Source organism: Agrobacterium sp. 22-214-1, assembly GCF_053522465.1.
In genome coordinates this window covers 132,894-152,546 of sequence record NZ_JBNWCK010000008.1, presented here as the reverse complement: position 1 = coordinate 152,546, position 19,653 = coordinate 132,894, and the positions used below count along the sequence as shown (strand labels likewise).

Here is a 19,653-nt window from a genome sequence, read left to right as displayed (position 1 = left end):
TTTCTGATTTACGGGAGGAAATCACATGAACAGGGTCGGTATCGGCATCATCGGCTGCGGCAACATCTCCAGCGCCTATCTCAAGGCTATGGCGTCGTTTCCCATTCTCGACATTCGCGGTCTTGCGGATATGAACGAGGAGGCGGCGAAAGCCCGTGCCGATGAATTCGGCCTTCAGGCAACCAGCATCGACGCGCTTCTCTCCGATCCTTCCGTAGAGATCATCGTCAACCTCACCATTCCCAAGGCGCATGTGGAGGTGGGGCTGCGCGCGCTTGACGCCGGCAAACACGCCTATTCCGAAAAACCGCTCGGCATCAATTTCACTGAAGGCAAACGGCTTGCGGATGCGGCAAAGGCAAAGGGCCTTCGCATCGGTTCGGCCCCGGATACCTTCCTCGGCGGCGGGCACCAGACCGCACGCCGGCTGATCGATGAGGGCGTGCTCGGCCAGCCGGTCGGCGGAACCGCCACCTTCATGTGCCCCGGCCACGAGCGCTGGCACCCAAACCCGGCCTTTTATTACGAGGTCGGCGGCGGGCCGATGCTGGATATGGGCCCCTATTACATTACGGATCTCGTCAACCTGTTCGGCCCGGTCTCCAGGGTTGCGGGTTTCGCCATCGCGCCGCGTAATGAACGCCTCATTACCAGCGAGCCGAAGAACGGCGAAAAAATTCCCGTTCATGTCGCCACACATGTGTCCGGCGTGCTGGCTTTTGAGAATGGTGCCGTAGTGCAGGTGGGCATGAGCTTCGATGTGGCGGGCCACAAACATGTGCCGCTGGAACTCTACGGCACGGAAGGCACGCTGATCGTGCCCGATCCAAACCATTTCGGCGGCGAAGTGCAATTGCTGAAGAAGGGCGGCCAGTTCGAGCCACAGGCGCTTTCATCCCCCTATGCCGATGGTAATTACCGCTCGATAGGCGTAGCGGATATGGCCCACGCGATCCGCGAAAACCGCCCGCATCGCGCCAATGGCGATCTTGCCCTGCATGTGTTGGAAGTCATGGAAGCCTTCCAGACGGCATCCGACAGCGGCACGACCATTTCCATCACCACCAAGGCGGAGCGCCCTGCTCCACTCGAAACATCGCTGGTCGACGGCCAGCTCGGCAAATAATCCGGAGGAGAAAATAAATGCGCGAAGCACTCATCGTCTGGGGCGGCTGGAGCGGCCACGAACCGCAGGAATGCGCCACCATCGTCAAGGACATGCTGGAGGAGGACGGTTTCAAGGTCTATGTGGAACATTCAACCGAGGCCTTCGCCGATCCTTCAGTGCATGATCTTAGCCTCGTCGTACCCATCGTCACCATGTCGAAGATCGAGAAGGAAGAGATCAAGAATCTCACCGCCGCCGTGGAAAACGGCGTCGGCATTGCCGGTTTCCACGGTGGCGCGGGCGATAGTTTCCGCGAATGCGTCGAATATCAGTTCATGATCGGCGGCCAATGGGTTGCCCATCCCGGCAATATCATCGACTACCACGTCAACATCACCCGCCCCGACGACCCGCTGATGGAGGGGATTTCCGATTTCCTCTATACGTCGGAGCAATATTACATGCATGTCGACCCCTCCAACGAGGTTCTCGCGACGACGAAGTTTACAGGCGACCACGCATGGTGGATCGACGGCGTGGTGATGCCGGTTGTCTGGAAACGCAAATACGGCAAGGGCCGGGTCTTCTATTCGGCGCTCGGCCATCAGGCCAAGGAGTTTTTCGTGCCGCAGATGAAAACCATGTTCCGCCGTGGCGCGAATTGGGCGGCGCGTTAAGACGATAGGTCGAGACGGCCCAATACTCTCTCCGTCATGCCGGACTTGACCCGGCATCCAGCCACGGCGCATCTGCGCCGTGAGAACGAGTCTTTTGCGATCAAGGACTTGATCGCACTGGACCCCTGTGACAAGCACAGGGATGAGGGCGTGCGGAGTTCGTGAGCAGGCAAGCCATTCGCCTCACCGAGGGGTGTTGGTCAGGGCTTGCCAACAGGCCTCACCCCTTGACCGGCGTTTCCGGCACCGGCGTCAGCACTTTGCCATCCCTGAACCAGCCGAGAATATTGTCGGCCACCAGATCGGCCATGGCGTTGCGCGTCGGGATCGAGGCGGAGGCGACATGCGGCAGCAGGGAGACATTCGGCAGCGACAGGAAGGCTTCCGGCACCTTCGGCTCGGCATAAAACACATCGAGACCGGCAGCCCCCACAGCACCGCTCTTAAGCGCCTGCAAAAGCGCATCCTCATCGACGCTGGAACCGCGCCCGACATTGATGAACACGCCCTGAGCCCCGAGCGCCGTCAGGATTTCGGCGTTGATCGCCTTGTGCGTTTCTGGCGTGCCGGGCACGATGCAGATCAATATATCGACCGCTTCCGCCATCTCCTTCAGCGAGCCGTAGTAGGTGTAAGAGAGGCCATCCCGCTTGCTGCGGGTGTGGTATCCGATCTCCACCTTGAAAGGCTCCAGCCGCTTGGCGATTTCCTGCCCGATACGGCCCATGCCAAAGAGACCCACCTTGCGGCCGCGCAGCGAAAACGGCGATAGCGCGAACGGCCCTTCACCAACCCATTTTCCGTCACGCAGCCAGGTCTCGGCCTGATAAAGACGGCGCACGGTGTTGATCAAAAGCGCAATCGTCGTATCCGCCACCTCGTCGTTCAGCACGTCAGGCGTATTCGTCACCACGATGTTGCGCGTGGCGGCATGTTTGGCATCGACGCCATCATAACCCACGCCGAAATTGGCGATGATCTCGAGCTTCGGCAGCGCATCGATCCATTTGGCGTTGACGACGCCGGAAACGGCAATGGCGTTAACGCGCTCGGCCGCGCCCGCCGGCAGAACCGGCTCGGCACCGGCAGGCACAGTCACGATCTCGACCTTGCCTTCGAGGCGTTCGAGAACGCGCGGGTTTATCTTGCCGGGAACGAGAACGACGGCCTTTTTGTCAGACATGAGCGGATATTCCTCCTGATAACATTCCGATAGCCGGAGCAGGTTTCAGGCGAACCTTTCGCCATCCCACTCCTCTGGGCGGCGATCTTTTCAAACAAAGACGGCCGTGAAAAGGGCAATAAGGGGATGCTATGGGGGCAGACGGAAGTTTCATGCCGATTTTTTTAAGCGCCCTCACCGTCATGCCGGACTGGATCCGGCATCCAGCCAGCCCAAGTCTTTGGGCTGAGAAGGTCTTTTTCACCGCGTGGACACGCGGTGGCTGGCAACTGTATTGATGCATTTTGTTTCAAGCTGCTTCGAATGTGGTTTTATCCCTGAGCATGGCGTTTGCGATGACGAGCAGTTTGCGGGCGATGGCAATGATCATGACCTTGAACGGGTTTGCCTTTGGCCTGCAAGCGCCGCCATGCCGCCGGGCGAACTGCCGCTCAGTTCCGGCATGTCGGCCATCAGGGTGAACGCCGTGATCTGGCCGATGCCGGGGATCGAGCGAAGTCTGATGCTTTGCTCGTTCAGCGTCACATTTGTCCGCACATGCAACTGGCACTGTTGTTCGATCGCGGCGATTTCCGTATCGAGCCAGCCGAGGTGGCGCGCGAGGCTGTCGCGCTCCGACGGATCGGCTGTATGAAGGCGCAGCCGTTCCTGCTGACGCATGGCAACAAGCTGATCACGCCTTGTATGCAGGCTTTCCAGCTGCTGACGGGCCGGGTCGGGTGGTGTCGTGACGGGTAGTGAAAGTGTTTCGCCCATGCGCGAAAGCAGTCGCGCATCGATGGTATCGGTTTTGGCAAGCTGGCCGGTGGCTCTTGCAAAGTCCCGGGCTCTCGCCGGATTGACCCGGCAATAGGGCCGCCGCCATCTCTCGAGCGCCGAGCACAACAGCCGGTCATAACGTCCGGTCGCCTCCAGCCCGACGACCACCGGTCCAAGCGCCTGAAGACGCTCAATGAGAGCCGCGATCTGTGCGGGTGAACTGCCTGTATTCCACTCCTTGCCTGCGGGATGGGCAAAGACATCGAAACGGGCTTTGGAAATGTCGATGCCGACGAAGGTCTGTTCCTGTATCATGGCCTTGCTCCCAGTCTTGTGGTGCGGGCGAAAGCCCGTTCAACCGTTCGGGGTCAAAGGGAGCAGGCAGGGCCTTGCTTGAGCTCGGCTGTTTCAACCAGTCCGGAAATACGGCCACCTGCCTGCATCGGCCGGGATGCGCATCCCGGCCGATGCTACAAGTAAACCACAAGGCGTCCACACAAGGCCGGAATGACGGGAGAATTAATCGTCTTGAGTTTGTTCAGCGGTCAACACAAGACGATACTCCAACACCCTACTTCGGCGGCGGCGCGATGCTGCCCCTTAACACCAGCCGACAACCGAGTTCCAGCCGGTGCGCCGGGCGGGTGGGATCGGCCGCCACAAGCCGCTGCTCCAGCAGCGCAAGCGCCGCGCCGCCCAGCCTGTCGGCGGGCAACTGGATGGTGCTGAGCGGCGGCGCACTGAAGGCCGCCGGCATGATATCGTCAAACCCCAAGACCGAAACATCGTCCGGCACCCGGATTCCGGCTTCTGTCAGGGCCTTCAGACAACCGAGCGCCAGATTATCGGCGGCGCAGAAAATCGCCGTGGCGTTTCTGAGCGGCCGCTGTTCGGCCAGCAGGCGACGGATGGCGGCCTCGCCCAATTCCGGCTCGTAGCTCTCCACCTCGATGACCATATCGGCGGGAACAGTGAGGCCCGCCGCGAGATACGCGTCGCTATAACCGTCATATCGGCGGCGGATCGTCGTGCGCCCTTTCCAGGTGATATGCAGAATATTGCGATGCCCGAGAGACAGCAGATGTTCGATACCGAGCCGCGCGCCAAAACGGTTCTCGGCCGTCACCGTATCGACGATCATGGCCGGATCCTCGCCATTGATCAGCACCACCGGCCGCGCAAGCGCAGACAGCGCCTCGACCAGTTGCGGCCTGTCATCGTTCAGGATCACGATACCGTCGACATTGTCGGCATCCGCCGCCGCCGCCACCGCAACCGGGTCGAGCCGGCTCGTTGTGCTGACATAGGGAACGATGCGAATGCCGCGCCGCTCGCATTCGCGCCGGAAGCCGTTCAGCATGGTCCAGCTGACCATGTTGAGATCGCTCTGGGGGGCTGCGTCATTGGTCATGGCCAGAAGCACGACACGCAAAGTGGCGATCGTCGCCTTCTGTCGCCGGTTTTCGAGATAACCGAGCGTGCGTGCCGCCTCCAGCACCCGCTCGCGCACCTGCGTGGTCAAGGGTGCGGTGCCGTTGATGGCGTGCGAAGCCGTGCTCAGCGAAACATTCGCCTCCCGCGCCACGTCCTTAAGCGTCGTTTTCCTGTCTATTTTCATAAAGGGGAAATTCAACCACTCTACTTCGGACGGTGCGGGCAGAAAGCCTGCCTCACGCAGTCGATCTGAAGAATACCCGTGCCTGTTTGCTGCTCTCTCGTGGCCGGAAGACTACAGCATCATCCGTAAATGCGGAATTGATTTCTCTGGGTTTTTAATCCCCCGCAAGAAACGCCGCCCGCAGCGAACCGCGGGCGGCGAGGCGGTCAGAGCGCCTGGGAGATATGGTCGATGCTGCTCTTTACGGCAGCGGCCGGATCCTTCAGCTCGTGCACTTCCGTCGCGAAGGGTTCGAAGCTGTAAGGTCCATTGTAACCGGCCGCCTCGAGCGTCCTGATCTGGGCGATATTCTCCAGCCGGTCGCCGCCATCCACCAGAACGCGGTGGGCGTCGAGCATGTCGGCTACGGAGACGGCAGGATCGATCACGCCGGAAATGTGGACCAGCCCTGTTCGCTCCGGGAAGAACTCCGTCTCGCCAGCGAGATGGTGGTGGAAGGTGTCGTGCACCAGCCTGTAGACATCGCCGCCACCGGCCGCATCGATGGCCTTGATCGCTTCGGCCTTGGTGCGCAGCGACGAGACCGGGAAACCGAGCGGCTCGACGAAACCGATCAGGCCGCGTTCCTTGAGGATCGGCTTCATGGCCTTCAGCGCCGTGACGAGATCGTCAAAGGACACCGGCGTACCGTCGTTGAGCGGGCACATGACCAGCGCTTTCGCGCCGCTGGCCGCCGCATAATCGGCCATCGCGACGGCCCGCGCAGGCAGGTCGCCCGACCAGACGTTGAAGGGATAAAGCGCATTGATCGAGATGATCGTCACGCCGGCCTTTTCGGCCGCCGCCTTCACGGCCGCCGGCTCAACCGTGCCGACGATATCAGGCAGGTCGTTGCGGATTTCGACTTCGGTCAGGCCGAGTTCGCGGGCCGTCGCGAAGAACGCCTCAAGGGAAAGCTTCGGGGCGGTGATGTGGTTGATGGCAAAACGCATGAAAGACCTCACTGATAAAGGGCGGGACGGGTGGGAAGCTCAATTGCGACGGCTGCCCCGTCCGTTTCCTGCGCGGCCACGCAGGCGTCGGAGGTGATGGCGGCGACGTAGCCGTCCCACGCGTTGGGTCCCGATGCCGTGCCCTTCGCCGCCGCATGGATGAAGTCCTGCAATTCCACATCGTAGCTGGCGATGAAGCGGTCTTTCCAGTCGGTGAGGATGTCGTTCTGCAGCTTGGCGCCGAGGCGGGTCTGCACCGACATCGGCTCCGGCAGGCTGGCAATGCCATCCTCGCCCACAACCTGGCACTGGATATCGTAGCCATAATGGCAATTGACGAAGATTTCGACGTCGATGATCGTGCCCTTCGCCGTCTCCAGAATGACGATCTGCGGGTCCTTCAGCCGCGCATGGCTTCTGGCCGCCGAACGGGGAAAGAGAACGCGCGCCGAAACATAGTCATCGTCGAGTAGCCAGCGCAGCACGTCGATCTCATGGATCATCGTGTCATGGATCGCCATCGGGGTGACATATTGCTCCGGAACCGCCGGGTTGCGGTGGGCGGCGTGCACCATGATCGGCGCGCCGATCCTGCTATCGACGGCCTGTTTCAGCGCCACGTAACCGGCGTCATATCGGCGCATGAAGCCCACCTGAACCAGCCGCCTGCCATGCGCCACCTCGGCGTCGACGATGCGTCTTGCGCCTTCCGCCGTTGTTGCGAGCGGTTTTTCGCAAAAGCATGGCTTGCCAGCTTCGATTGCTGCCAGCACATATTGCTCATGGGTTGCACCCCATGAGGTGACGAGCACGGCATCCACATCCGGCGATGCGATCAGCTCTTCACCGGTGGCGAAAACGACGGCATCCGGGGCGATGTCGTTTTTGACCGCCTCGGCGGAGGCGCGGTTGACGTCGCTGAGCGCAACGATCTTCGCGCCGCCCAGAACCTTGTTGATACGGCGGGCATGATCACGCCCGATTGCGCCGGTGCCGACGACACCAATTCTGACAGTCATTTGAAAAACCTCATTTCCAGTACTTGGCGACGTATCGCCGGGTTTCGCTGAGCATGAACCGCGCGCTTTCATCGACACGATCTTCCCAGGCAAACACGCAGTTCGAGAGCACGCCGTCGAACTTCATGTCGGCGAGCGTCGCAAAGAAGGTCTCCCAATCGATCTCGCCCTGACCGAAATCGGTGTGTTGGTGCACCCTGACCTTGGAACCGGGGGGATTGACGATGTAGCGCAGCTGCGACGACTTGTTGTGGTCATAGGTATCGGCAAGGCGCACATGCACCAGATGGCCCTCGGTCGCACGCAGGTTAGCCACCATGTCCGGCCCGTAAAAGAACGTGTGCGGCGCGATGAAGGAGGCCTTTACCGCCTTGGAATTGATGGTCTTGATGATGTCGATGGCCGGCGCGATCTCCTCGATCCAGTCTTCGGGATGGGCCTCCAGCGACAGCACCAGACCCTCCCGTTCGAGGATCGGCACCAGAATATCCATGGCGCGGAAGAACTGCGCTTCGCAGGTTTCCGGGCGATGCAGGCCGGAACGGTCGTTAAGGCTGCGATCCGGCGAGCCGCCACGGCCGAATTCCGAAACGAACATCGGGCATTCCATCTCGACGGCAATCTCGATGGCGCGTTTCCAGTTGTCGATCGCCACCTCCCATTCGTCCGGATAGGGGCTTGCCCAGCGATACATGGGCTGCAGCGTCGCAAGGCCGACACCATGGTCCTTCAGCGCCTTTTTGAATTCGGCGACGCGTTCGGGATAGACCTTCGGCCGGGTCCACCAGGACAGGAAATCCGGACGGGGTGAAAGTTCGACGTAATCATAGCCGAGTTCGGCAACCTTGCGGCAGGTCTCGGCCAGCGAAAGGTGCCGGAACATGTGGGGGTCGAGCGTATGTTTCATGGCTGTTTCCAGTGGAGTGATAAACGGACCGGGGCCGAAGCCCCCGCTTATTTGGCGTAGGCGGGCATGTTTTCCGGTGTGACGAGTTCGAAGGGCACCCAAAGCGTCTTCTCAGTGCTTTGCCCGGCGGCGGCCTTCACCGCCGTCTGAACCGAGACCTCGCCCTGCTTCGTCGCATTCTGGTAGACGGTAATGTCGAGATCGCCGGCCTGCATGGCGGCAAGGCCGTCCGGCGTGGCGTCGATGCCGGCAATGACGACATCCTTCATGGAAACGCCCGCCGCCTTCAGCACCTGCGCGGCGCCAATCGCCATTTCATCATTATTGGCGATGACGGCATCGAACTGGATGCCCGCCGTCAGCCAGGATGAAACGAGGTCCTGCGCCTGCGTGCGGCTCCAGTTCGCCGTCTGCTTTTCGAGGATTTCGATCTTGCAGTCCGGCCGGGCAAACACCGTTTCCACATCCTTGGTGCGCACCAGCGCCGCATGGTTTTCCAAAGGTCCCATCAGGATCACGGCCTTGCCCTTGCCGCCCATCAGCTTGCAGGCGGCTTCCGCCTCCATGGTGCCGGAATCGAGTTCGTTGGAACCGACGAAGGCCGTGCCGTCAGGCAGGCCGGTTTCCAGCTCGGTGGGCGGATGATTGACATAGACGAGCGGGATTTTTGCGGCGGATGCGGCCTTGGTGATCGCCGAGGTGGCATCGCCATCCACGGCATTGACGATGATCGCATCGACGCCGTTGGCGATGAAGTTCTGCACCTGATTGAGCTGTTTCGAAGGATCGAGCTGGGCGTCCTCCACCAGAAGCTCGATGTTCTTGTCACGCCCGGCCTCAGCCCTGATACCGTTCAGCAAAATCGTCAGAAACGGATTGTCGAACGATGTCATGGAGACCGCAACACGGGTCTCGGCAAGGGCAGGCGTTGCGAAAATGCAGAGCGCAGTCGCCATCAACAGGTTTTTCAAAGTCTTTCCTCCCGCGGAAAATCTCCGCTGGTTCAATCGCACTGATATCGCTGAAGCCGGAATATCCTCCCCCCGCCTTCAGCGTCTTCGGTCTGTCACGTCGTTGTCAGGCCCGAACGGGTCTCAGTTCTTGGCCTGATAGTCCTTGAGGTTTGCGGGTGTGACCAGTTCGAAGGGTACGAAAACCTTCTTGTCCACCGCATCCCCCTTTGCCAGTTTCAGCGCCGTATCAACCGCGCCCTTGCCCTGACCGGCGGCATTCTGGAAAACGCTCACATCCAGCTCACCCGCCGCCATGGCGGCCAGCGCGTCCTGCGTGGCGTCGATGCCGGCGATGATGACGTCATCCATCGACCGGCCGGCCGCCTTCAGCGACTGTATCGCGCCGATGGCCATTTCGTCATTGTTGGAAATCACCGCATCGAACTGCACTCCGGCCGAAAGCCAGTTGGTCATCAGGTCCGAGCCTTGCGTGCGCGACCAGTTGGCGGATTGTTCCTCGACAAGCTTGATGAAGCTGCAATCGGGCGTCGCCACCACGTCCTTGATATCCTGCGTGCGCATGCGGGCCGCCTGATTGGAAAGCTCGCCCATCATCACCACCGCCTTCGCTTCCGCCTTGCCGGCGGCCTTCAGCAGGCGGCAGACTTCCTGCGTCTGCAGGGTGCCGGACTGCTTTTCATCGGAGGCAACGAAGGCCTGTTTTTCCGGCAGGCTGTCGAGGTTGACCGGCTGGCGGTTGACATAAACGAGCGGAATGCCGGCGGCAGCGGCAGCCTGCGAAAGCGCCACGGTCGCATCCGTATCCACCGGGTTGACGATGATGGCGTCGACACCGGCGGCGACGAAGTTCTGCACCTGGCTCAACTGCTTGCCGACATCGTTCTGCGCATCCTCGATCTGCAGCGAGACGCCGCTCATGCCCTTGGAATAATCGATCATGCCGTTGCGCAGCACGGTCAGGAAATTATCGTCGAACAGGGCCATCGAAACACCGATGGTTTCCGCCGAGGCGGTCGTCGCCAGCATGGTGGCGAGCGCTGCAATCGCGAAATGTCTTTTCATGTCGTTCTCCTCCAAAACCCTTGAAAAGAACCGGTTGCACGGTCCAGCGTCCATCGCGCCGCCACCGTTTGCCGGCAAAAAATATCCATCGCCGCGAAGACAAGTCCGCAGCCTGAAGCAATCCGAAACATCGTTATTATCGTGGATCAGCCTCCTGCCCGCTCCACACGCAGGCAAGATTTCCCAGTCCCGGCCCGGCGTCAACGGGTCAGCGGCAACCGAAACCATCAAGGCTGATAGAAAGAGACGCGGAATTTATGATAGAATCTATCAAACCATCAAAGGCTTTCAGGAACCCACAGATGGGCGGGTACAAACCGCTGTCCCGGCGTTTCCGCCATGCCATGTTCGATGCTGTGAACCATGGTGGCGATGAGGTCCGTGCATAATTCACGGAGCGGCGTCTGGAATATGCCGCTGATACGCTTTTCCAGCAGCGCCTGACGGGATTCGGGCGTCAGTTCATTCACAAGACAGACGATGGCCTCCTGCCGGTTTTCCTGCTGCAGGGCCTCGATGACGCCTTCCATGCCGCCACCGATGCAATAGATGCCGACCAGATCCTTGTGCTTGGCGATGGTGTCCATCACCAGCTCATAGGTCAGCCGCCGGGTTTCCAGCGTGATCAGCGCATCCATCACCTCGAATTCCGGCGCATATTCCCGCATATAGCTGCGAAAGCCGGTTTCGCGCAGCGAATGACCGTGAAAACGGTGGCCGCCGAGCAGCAGAAGCACCTTACCCCTGCTGCGCGCCAGCCGCGAGATCATCCAGGCCGCCGTGCGCCCGACTTTCATGTTGTTGGCGCCGAGATAAGCTTCCCGCACCCCCTGCGCGAAATCCGAAAGCAGCGAAAATGTCGGAATACCCTTCGCCTTCAGGGCCTCGACGGCGGCGGTGACATCGTGATGGTCCGGCCCCGTGGCCGCCACGGCCTGCACGCGTCCCTTCATGCCCGCCAGAAGGGCCGCAAGCTCGCTCGGCTCGCCCGACTGGGCAAACTCGATGCGCAGATTGAGATGACGATCCCGGACGTTGCGCGCCGCAAGCTCCAGCTCGTCGGCAAAGGTCTGGTAGAAGGCGTGCCGTTCCTTGCGCAGGATGATGCCGAGACTATAGGAGGGCAGATCGGCCAGCATGCGCTGGCGAATGATGTTGGTGGCATGGAAACCGATCTTCTCCGCCGCCTCGAACACCCGCCGGGAGGTTTCCTCCCGCACCGGCAGGCGACCGTTCAGCACCCGGTCGACGGTGGCGACGCTGACGCCGGCGGCTGTCGCAACATCTGTGATGGTCGGACGTTTCATGCGGGCACCCCGTGGACGGAAAGATTCCTGTCATATCTCGCAAAACATGTCACGGATCATGATGGAATCCAACGCATGCCGGAGGATTTCGTCAGGGAAGGCCATGGAGGTGAATATCAGGCAGGCGCGCCATTTGCGAGATCAGCATTTAAAATGCCGTTGCCTCCCTCATCTCTGTGCTTGTCACAGAGATCCAGCCAGTCCAAGTCCTTGGGCTGAAAAGACTTCCTGCGCCGCGCAGACGCGCGTCGACTGGATTCCTGCGACAAGCACAGGAATGAGGGAGGTACCAAGGCGAGAGAATCGCCAACCGAGTGCCGGACGAGCAGAAGTCACTCAAGAAGACATCGAGGCAGCGGCATTCGCACCCTTTTGACGATGCCGAATGCCGCCAGACAATCAGACCCGCTCCAGCGCCACGGCAATACCCTGCCCGACGCCGATGCACATGGTGGCGAGCGCAAGACGCTTGCCGGTCAGCGAAAGTTCGAGCGCCGCCGTGCCGGCAATGCGCGCGCCGGACATGCCGAGCGGATGGCCGAGCGCGATGGCGCCGCCATTGGCATTCACCCGCACATCGTCATCTGCAATGCCGAGCTGCCTCAGCGTCGCAAGGCCCTGGCTGGCGAAAGCCTCGTTCAGCTCGATCACATCCAGCTGCTCCTGCTTCAGCCCAAGCCGGGCCAGCAGCTTCGCGGAGGCCGGGGCCGGGCCGATGCCCATAACGCGCGGCGGCACGCCGGCGGCGGCACCGCCGAGAATACGGGCAATCGGCGTCAGCCCGTATTTCTTCGCGGCCTCCGCCGATGCGACGATGAGTGCGGCCGCGCCGTCATTGACGCCGGACGCATTGCCCGCCGTCACCGTCGCGCCATCGCGCCTGTTGACAGGCTTCAGCTTCGCCAGCGCATCGAGGCTGGTCGCACGCGGGTGTTCATCCTTCGAGACCACCAGCGGATCGCCCTTGCGCTGCGGGATGGTCACGGACACGATTTCCCTGTCGAGGCGACCATTGGCCTGCGCGTCAGCCGCCTTCTGCTGGCTGCGAACGGCGAAGGCGTCCTGATCCTCACGGGAAACCTGATAGTCAATGGCGACGTTATCGCCGGTCTCCGGCATGGAATCGACGCCATATTGCGCCTTCATCAGCGGGTTGACGAAACGCCAGCCAATGGTGGTGTCGTAGATTTCGGCATTGCGCGAAAAGGCGCTCTCCGCCTTCGGCAGAACGAAGGGCGCGCGGCTCATGCTTTCCACGCCGCCGGCGATCATCAATTCCGCCTCGCCCGATTTCACGGCGCGGGCAGCTGCGATGAGGGCATCCATGCCCGAACCGCACAGCCGGTTGATCGTCGTTCCGGTCACCGAAACCGGCAGGCCGGCGAGCAGCAGCGACATGCGTGCGACGTTGCGGTTATCCTCACCCGCCTGATTGGCGCAACCGAAGATCACATCTTCGACCGCTTCCCAGTCGACGGACGGGTTGCGCTCGACAAGCGCCTTCAGCGGCACCGCCCCGAGATCGTCGGCCCGCACCGAAGAAAGCGCGCCGCCGAAGCGGCCGATGGGCGTGCGGATATAGTCGCAGATGAATGCGTCGGTCATCGGTTTTTCCTCAAAGTTCCGGGGCGACGAGATCGGCAACCTCGCCATCGACCGCCAAAGGCGCGCCGGTCATGGCCTGCAATTCATCGAAGGTCATCGCCGGCAGTTTTTCACGCAGCACGAAACGGCCATCCACCACGTCGATGACAGCATGGCTGGTATAAATGCGGGTGATGCAACCGACGCCGGTCAGCGGAAAAGCGCATTTTTCAACGAGCTTCGGTTCGCCATTCTTGGTCACATGTTCGGTGATGACGAAGACCTGCTTGGCGCCATGCACCAGATCCATGGCGCCGCCGACGGCCGGCACGCCCTTGGAGCCGACACGCCAATTGGCGAGGTCGCCATTCTGCGCCACCTGATAGGCCCCGAGGATCGCCACATCCAGATGCCCGCCGCGCACCATGGCGAAGCTGTCGGCATGGTGGAAGAAGGCCGCACCCGGCTTCAGCGTCACGGCCTTCTTGCCGGCATTGATGAGGTTCCAGTCCTCTTCGCCTTCCGGCGGCGCTTCGCCGAAATTCAGGATACCGTTTTCGGTGTGGAAGATCGCCTGACGGCCGGGCGGCTGGTAGCGCGCCACCATTTCCGGAAAGCCGATGCCGAGGTTGACGTAAGCGCCATCCTCGATGTCCTGCGCCGCGCGCCATGCGATCTGGGCGTTGGAAAGCTTGATGTCTTCGCGGGTGTCGATGGTCTGGGTCATGCGTAGGCTACTCCCGCACGAATGAGAACTTCTTCCTGTTGCGGATCGGGGATTTCCACGACGCCGTTCACGAAAATGCCAGGCGTGACGACATGCTCCGGATCGATCTTACCGGCTTCGACGATCTTCGAGACCTGCGCAATGGTGGTCTTCGCGGCCATGCACATCAGCGGGTTAAAATTGCGGCCCGCCTTGTTGTAGGTGAGGTTGCCATAGGTATCGCCAAGCTCCGCCTTGACGATCGCGAAATCCGCTTTCAGCCAGCGTTCCTGCACGTAAGAGCGGCCGTCGAATTCCGCGATGACCTTGCCTTCGGCCAGTTCCGTGCCGAAGCCGGTGGGGGTGTAGAAGGCCGGAATGCCGGCACCGCCGGCGCGGATGCGCTCAGCAAGCGTGCCCTGCGGCACCAGTTCAAGCTCGATTTCGCCGGCCAGATACCGGTCGGTGAAAGCGCGCGGATCGGAAGACCGCGGGAAAGAGCAGATCATCTTTTTGACCATGCCGGCGTCGATCATCGCGGCGATGCCAATGCGGCCGTTGCCAGCATTGTTGTTGATGACCGTCAGGTTCTTCGGGCCCTTGTCGATCAGCGCATGGATCAACTCGATGGGCGCGCCGGAACCGCCGAAACCGCCGATCATGATCGTCGCACCGTCACCGATGCCGGAAAGCGCATCTCTAGCGCTCTTGATTGTCTTGTCCATTAAAACCTCCATCCAGCCGGACGGATGGAACCCGCAAGGCTGCCTGACCGTGAGGTAAATCCGAAACCGCCTCGACGGCAAGGATTTTGTGCGCTATATGATTTTTGTTCGTATATCGCACAAATGGAGCCGCGACATGGCCGTCAGCGAAAGAGACATGATGGGCGGTCTCGCCAAGGGATTGCGGGTCATCGAGGCCTTCAGCGCCGAACGGCCGCGCCTGTCGATTTCCGATGCCGCCGAGATTGCCGGGCTGGACCGCGCCACGACGCGGCGCTGCCTGCTGACGCTTTCGGAACTCGGTTATGCCGCTTATGACGGCAAGTTCTTTACCGTGACGCCGAAAGTGCTGCGGCTTGGCACCGGCTGTCTTGCCACCATGCCGCTGCCGCGCATCGTGCAGCCGCTGCTCGACCGCCTTTCCGAAGATATCGGACAGAGCACCTCCGTTTCCATTCTGGATGAGACCGAGATCGTTTATGTCGCCCGCGCCGCGCAGCAGCGGGTGATGTCGATTGCGCTGATGCCGGGTTCGCGCCTGCCCGCCTATTGCACCTCCATGGGCCGCGTTCTTCTTTCGGCGCAGACAGCCGAGCGGCAGCGCGATATTCTCGAAGCCTCCCGGCTGGTCGGCCGTACGAAAAAGACCATTACCAGCATGGACGCCCTGCTCGCCGAAATCGAGGCCACCGGCCAACGCGGTTATGCGCTGATCGATCAGGAGGTCGAGATCGGCCTTCGCTCCATTGCAGTGCCGCTGAAAACCATACGCGGCCAGACGGTGGCCGCCCTCAATGTCGGGCTCGCCGCCTCGGTCGCCTCGATGGAAGACCTCGTGGCGCGATACCTGCCCGCCCTCCTTGCCGTTCAGCGGGAACTGGCAAGAATGCTGGTCTGAAGCGGCGCCTGCCGCGCGCCGGAATCCCCCATTTTCCGCTGCTCCGCCAGCCGCCAGGCGCGCGGGGTCATGCCGGTCTCGCGCTTGAAGAACCGGTTGAAATAGGCCGGATCGGCAAAACCCAGCCCCTCCGCAATCATCTGCACGCTGGAAACGGTAAAGATCAGCTCCTGCTGGGCGATCTCGATCTGACGCTTAGCGATCAGCCGCTGCAGGCTGAGGCCGGAAACGGAACGGACCAGGCGATTGAGATGAGTCTCGGAAAGACTGAGCTTCTTCGCATAAAACTCCGCCTTTTGCGGCTCGCGAATATGGCGTGCAATCAGTGACAGCAAAAGTTCGAAACGCTGCTCCGCCAGACCTTCGCCGGTGCCTTCCAGGAGAGGCCGCGCCGCCCGCGCCAGAAGCGCCGTCACGATGGCCACTTGACCTTCGATGATGGCATCCCGGCCCGTCTCGCGTGTTTCATATTCGGCGGAAATCTGTTCGAACCCGCTGCGCAGACGTTCGCCATCGGTAAAATCCCGCAACGGCAACAGGACAGGCCGCTGGAAATTCCGCAGCAGCAGCGCCTGCACCGAGGCCGGCAGGGCGCCCGGCAGCACGGTAACGATCACCCCGCCAATATCGCGCGAAAACCGGAATCCGTGCTCGAACCCCGGCGGCACGACAATGGCGACCGGCGGGCGGATCGCCTCGATGCGGCCATCCAGCAGCGCATCGCCCTCGCCGCCCCAAATGTACAAGATTTGCTGAAACGCAGCGTGACGGTGCAGGCCGATTTCAAAGCGGTGCAGGCTGCTTCTGGAAAAAAGCGTCTCGCAATGAAAGCGGAAATCAGTGCCTTGCACCGCTTCTTCGCCATACAAACCCTCACTCGCAGCAAGCCGCATGTTCCTTTGCTCCCCCACACAATGGTCGGATTGTGCAATTTGCCGATCAGAAAGTCCATTGAGCTTGCCGCATCCCTTGGTCAATTTCTTGATAGGAGACAAGTTCGGGAGGAAACAATGCGCACCCAGGTCGTCATCATCGGCTCCGGCCCTTCAGGGCTTCTGCTTGGCCAGCTTCTGGCCAGAGAAGGCGTCGAGACCGTCATTCTCGACCGGGTCAGCAAGGATTACATTCTCGGCCGTGTCCGCGCCGGCGTGCTGGAAGAAGGCACGGTGCAGCTCATGGAAAAGGTCGGCGCGGATAAGCGCCTGCACCGGGAAGGCCTGCCGCATGACGGTTTTTCACTGACCTTCGACGGCCGGGACCACCGCATCGATCTCTTCGACCTGACCGGCGGCAGCCATGTGATGGTCTATGGCCAGACCGAGGTGACCCATGACCTGATGGATGTGCGCGAAGCGGCAAACCTTGTGACCATCTACGATGCCGGCAATGTCGAACCGCATGATTTCGATGGCGCAAGCCCCTATGTCACCTATCAGAAAGATGGCGTAAGCCACCGGATCGATTGCGATTTCATCGCCGGCTGCGACGGCTTCCACGGGGTGAGCCGCAAATCGGTGCCTCAGGGCGCGATCAAGGAATTCGAGAAGGTCTATCCTTTCGGCTGGCTCGGCATTCTGGCCGATGTGCCCCCCGTCAACCATGAACTCATCTATGCCAACCACCCGCGCGGTTTTGCGCTCTGTTCCATGCGCTCGCACACCCGCAGCCGTTATTACATTCAATGTTCGCTTGATGACCGGCCGGAGGACTGGAGCGACGAGCGTTTCTGGGACGAAATCCGCCGTCGCCTGCCGGAAAACCATGCGGATGTGATGGTCACCGGCCCGTCCTTTGAAAAATCCATCGCGCCGCTCCGGTCCTTCGTCTGTGAACCGATGCGGTTCGGAAGGCTGTTTCTGGCCGGAGACGCCGCCCATATCGTGCCGCCGACGGGCGCCAAGGGCCTCAACCTTGCCGCCAGCGATGTGCATTATCTGAGCGAGGCGCTGATCGAATTTTATCGCGAGAAGTCCGAGGCCGGCATCGACGGCTATTCGCAGAAGGCGCTTTCCCGCGTCTGGAAGGCCGTGCGTTTCTCGTGGTGGATGACGACGATGATGCATCGTTTTCCCGATACGGGAGATTTCGGCCAGCGCATTCAGGAGGCGGAGCTGGACTACCTCGTGCAATCCCGCGCCGCTTCCACCGCGCTTGCGGAGAATTATGTGGGGCTTCCGTATTAGGGGGCCACGCCACTTGTGTCGACGTCATCCTCGGGCCTGTCCCGAGGATCTGCAACGTCGTGATTTTACTCGACGTGATTAGATCCTCGGCACAAAGCCGAGGATGACGTCGAGAGTGTGTTCACCCTTCAGCCCTACCATCCAGCAGCTCGCCCGCCGCCTCGCGAATAGCCTGCATCAGCAGCGAAAGCGGCAGCGAGGGCTGCGTATCGGCCCTCACCGTCAGCCCCACCGGGCCGCTGGTATCGCCGGTCTCGACGGGCAGGATCGCCAGAATACCATCCGCCACATCCGCTGCCACCACGCCTTCCGAGATGATCCAGATCGCATCGCTGGTGCGCAGGAAGGCGCGGCCGAAGGCGTCGGACACGGTTTCGATGCGGATCGGCAGGGCCGGCACGCCGTTGGCGATCAAAAACTGCTCGACGACGGGGCCGATGACCGATTGGCGTGTCGGCATCAGCACCGGATATTCATGCAGGTGATCGAACACCGAAAGGCCGGGTGAGAGCAGCGGATGGCCGGCGCGCACCACGAAGCGCACCTTTTCCGAATAGAGATGCTCGAAGGAAAAACCCGCCATTTTCTGCGGCGCGGCAAGGCGGCCGACAACAAGATCGAGATCGCCGACGCGCAACTGCTCCAGCAGCACGGCGTTTTCGCCCGTGACGATCTTCACCGGGCTGCCGGTTTTTTCGGCCAGAAAACCGGCCATCGCCTTCGGCATGATTCTCACCGAAACCGTGGGCAGAGCGCCGACCCGCACCGGCGGACCAGCGCGCGCCGCCTCCTGCGATACCGAATCGACCGCCTGCCTGAGCGCCGTCATTGTCGCACCGGCATGGCGCAGGAACACTTCGCCATAACGGCTGATGCGGATGCCGCGCCCCTCACGGTCGAATAGCGAGATACCGAGAATGTCTTCCAGCTCACGGATCGTCTTCGTCACCGCCGGCTGGCTGACATGCAGGATTTCCGCAGCGCGGATGACGCTTTTCTGCCGCGCCACCTCCACGAAAGTCTGCAGGTGGCGGAACTTGATACGCTGATCGACCATCGCTCATATAATCCACAGGTTATGATTTTCATCGATAATGTCATTTTACTTAACCGGAACCCGCTTGCAATATCCTTGGCAGGAGGAGCACATCATGCATTTTCTGCGCTGCGGCGAGACCGTGATCCATTATCGCGTCAAGGGATTGGACACAGGCAAGCCAGTCATCGCCTTCATCAATTCGCTCGGCACCGATTTCCGCATCTGGGATGCGGTGATCGAAGCGCTCGGTGATGATTATGCCTATGTGCTGCATGACAAGCGCGGCCACGGGCTTTCCGATGTCGGGCACGCTCCCTATTCAATCGACGATCATGCCGGTGACCTGATTGCGCTGCTCGATCATCTCGGTGTGAAAAACACCGTCATCTGGGGCCTGTCCGTCGGCGGCCTGATTGCACAGGGGCTTTATGCCCGCCGTCCCGATCTCGTCCACGCGCTTGTACTCAGCAACACCGCTCACAGGATCGGCACGGCCGAGATGTGGAATGCCCGCATCGAGAAGATCGCCGCAGACGGCCTTGCTTCGCTTATCGATCCTGTCATGGAACGCTGGTTCACACCCGCCTTCCGCCAGCCTGAGAATGCCGCCTATGCCGGCGCGCGTAACATGCTTTCGCAACAGCCGGAGGCCGGTTACAGCGGCACCTGCGCCGCCATCCGCGATGCGGATTTTACCGAAGAGGCCGGGCGCATCGCCGTGCCGACGCTCTGTGTGGCGGGCGATCAGGATGGCTCGACACCGCCGGAACTGGTGCAATCGCTGGCGGGCCTCATTCCCGCAAGCCGCTTCGTCACCATCGCCGGCTGCGGCCACATTCCCTGCCTTGAACAGCCGCTCGCCTACGCGCAGGCAGCCTCCATTTTTCTCAAGACCTTGCCGGAGCATTGACC

General features: G+C 61.2%; 19 protein-coding genes. 5 read left to right on the top strand and 14 right to left on the bottom strand.

The window, feature by feature from the left end; genetic code table 11:
- The first annotated feature begins 25 nt into the window (after window positions 1-25).
- Complete coding sequence (locus tag ACQZ5G_RS22510) at window positions 26-1,126, top strand: Gfo/Idh/MocA family protein (RefSeq protein WP_448738560.1); 1,101 nt, start codon at window positions 26-28, stop codon at window positions 1,124-1,126.
- Between the two features lie 17 nt (window positions 1,127-1,143).
- Window positions 1,144-1,785 (top strand): ThuA domain-containing protein, encoded by a 642-nt coding sequence (locus ACQZ5G_RS22505; RefSeq protein WP_448738559.1) that lies wholly within the window; start codon window positions 1,144-1,146, stop codon window positions 1,783-1,785.
- Between the two features lie 220 nt (window positions 1,786-2,005).
- Here ACQZ5G_RS22505 and ACQZ5G_RS22500 read toward each other — a convergent pair whose 3' ends face one another.
- The 12 genes from ACQZ5G_RS22500 to ACQZ5G_RS22445 form a co-directional block, all read right to left on the bottom strand.
- Window positions 2,006-2,968 carry a 2-hydroxyacid dehydrogenase gene (locus ACQZ5G_RS22500; RefSeq protein ID WP_448738558.1) on the bottom strand — a complete coding sequence of 321 codons (963 nt, stop codon included), beginning with the start codon at window positions 2,966-2,968 and terminating at the stop codon, window positions 2,006-2,008.
- A 366-nt stretch (window positions 2,969-3,334) separates the two neighbouring features.
- Entirely contained in the window at window positions 3,335-4,042 is a 708-nt protein-coding gene (locus ACQZ5G_RS22495; RefSeq protein ID WP_448738557.1) for an IS110 family transposase, read from the bottom strand.
- Between the two features lie 256 nt (window positions 4,043-4,298).
- Window positions 4,299-5,345: a LacI family DNA-binding transcriptional regulator gene (locus tag ACQZ5G_RS22490; protein WP_448738556.1), complete on the bottom strand. Its 1,047-nt coding sequence runs from the start codon at window positions 5,343-5,345 to the stop codon at window positions 4,299-4,301.
- A gap of 206 nt (window positions 5,346-5,551) precedes the next feature.
- Window positions 5,552-6,337, bottom strand: coding sequence for a TIM barrel protein (locus ACQZ5G_RS22485; RefSeq protein WP_448738555.1), 786 nt, complete (start codon window positions 6,335-6,337; stop codon window positions 5,552-5,554).
- 8 nt (window positions 6,338-6,345) lie between these two features.
- Entirely contained in the window at window positions 6,346-7,356 is a 1,011-nt protein-coding gene (locus ACQZ5G_RS22480; RefSeq protein ID WP_448738554.1) for a Gfo/Idh/MocA family protein, read from the bottom strand.
- Between the two features lie 10 nt (window positions 7,357-7,366).
- On the bottom strand, window positions 7,367-8,263 hold the full coding sequence (locus ACQZ5G_RS22475) for a sugar phosphate isomerase/epimerase family protein (RefSeq protein WP_003519788.1): 897 nt from the start codon (window positions 8,261-8,263) through the stop codon (window positions 7,367-7,369).
- Window positions 8,264-8,310: 47 nt separating this feature from the next.
- Window positions 8,311-9,219, bottom strand: a complete 909-nt coding sequence (locus ACQZ5G_RS22470; RefSeq protein ID WP_448738604.1) for a sugar ABC transporter substrate-binding protein — start codon at window positions 9,217-9,219, stop codon at window positions 8,311-8,313.
- A gap of 138 nt (window positions 9,220-9,357) precedes the next feature.
- Window positions 9,358-10,299 (bottom strand): sugar ABC transporter substrate-binding protein, encoded by a 942-nt coding sequence (locus ACQZ5G_RS22465; protein WP_080857939.1) that lies wholly within the window; start codon window positions 10,297-10,299, stop codon window positions 9,358-9,360.
- Window positions 10,300-10,577: 278 nt separating this feature from the next.
- Complete coding sequence (locus ACQZ5G_RS22460; protein ID WP_065655332.1) at window positions 10,578-11,606, bottom strand: LacI family DNA-binding transcriptional regulator; 1,029 nt, start codon at window positions 11,604-11,606, stop codon at window positions 10,578-10,580.
- A gap of 399 nt (window positions 11,607-12,005) precedes the next feature.
- Complete coding sequence (gene pcaF / locus ACQZ5G_RS22455; RefSeq protein ID WP_448738553.1) at window positions 12,006-13,211, bottom strand: 3-oxoadipyl-CoA thiolase; 1,206 nt, start codon at window positions 13,209-13,211, stop codon at window positions 12,006-12,008.
- Window positions 13,212-13,221: 10 nt separating this feature from the next.
- Window positions 13,222-13,917 carry a CoA transferase subunit B gene (locus tag ACQZ5G_RS22450; protein ID WP_059758412.1) on the bottom strand — a complete coding sequence of 232 codons (696 nt, stop codon included), beginning with the start codon at window positions 13,915-13,917 and terminating at the stop codon, window positions 13,222-13,224.
- On the bottom strand, window positions 13,914-14,621 hold the full coding sequence (locus ACQZ5G_RS22445) for a 3-oxoacid CoA-transferase subunit A (RefSeq protein WP_448738552.1): 708 nt from the start codon (window positions 14,619-14,621) through the stop codon (window positions 13,914-13,916). The genes ACQZ5G_RS22450 and ACQZ5G_RS22445 overlap by 4 nt, the downstream gene beginning before the upstream one ends.
- A 136-nt stretch (window positions 14,622-14,757) precedes the next feature.
- On the opposite strand from ACQZ5G_RS22445, the gene ACQZ5G_RS22440 reads away from it, so the two are divergent.
- Window positions 14,758-15,519 (top strand): IclR family transcriptional regulator, encoded by a 762-nt coding sequence (locus ACQZ5G_RS22440; protein ID WP_448738551.1) that lies wholly within the window; start codon window positions 14,758-14,760, stop codon window positions 15,517-15,519.
- On the opposite strand, the gene ACQZ5G_RS22435 is transcribed toward ACQZ5G_RS22440, so the two are convergent.
- Window positions 15,489-16,412 carry a helix-turn-helix domain-containing protein gene (locus ACQZ5G_RS22435; RefSeq protein WP_448738550.1) on the bottom strand — a complete coding sequence of 308 codons (924 nt, stop codon included), beginning with the start codon at window positions 16,410-16,412 and terminating at the stop codon, window positions 15,489-15,491. The two genes, ACQZ5G_RS22440 and ACQZ5G_RS22435, sit on opposite strands and share 31 nt — an antisense overlap.
- A 117-nt stretch (window positions 16,413-16,529) precedes the next feature.
- Here ACQZ5G_RS22435 and pobA point away from each other — a divergent pair, with 117 nt between their 5' ends.
- On the top strand, window positions 16,530-17,702 hold the full coding sequence (gene pobA, locus ACQZ5G_RS22430) for a 4-hydroxybenzoate 3-monooxygenase (RefSeq protein WP_448738549.1): 1,173 nt from the start codon (window positions 16,530-16,532) through the stop codon (window positions 17,700-17,702).
- A 121-nt stretch (window positions 17,703-17,823) separates the two neighbouring features.
- On the opposite strand, the gene pcaQ is transcribed toward pobA, so the two are convergent.
- A complete protein-coding gene (gene pcaQ / locus ACQZ5G_RS22425; protein ID WP_448738548.1) occupies window positions 17,824-18,759 on the bottom strand; it encodes a pca operon transcription factor PcaQ in 936 nt (311 codons plus the stop codon).
- Window positions 18,760-18,853: 94 nt separating this feature from the next.
- Here pcaQ and pcaD point away from each other — a divergent pair, with 94 nt between their 5' ends.
- Window positions 18,854-19,651: a 3-oxoadipate enol-lactonase gene (gene pcaD, locus ACQZ5G_RS22420; protein WP_448738547.1), complete on the top strand. Its 798-nt coding sequence runs from the start codon at window positions 18,854-18,856 to the stop codon at window positions 19,649-19,651.
- Window positions 19,652-19,653 lie beyond the last annotated feature (2 nt).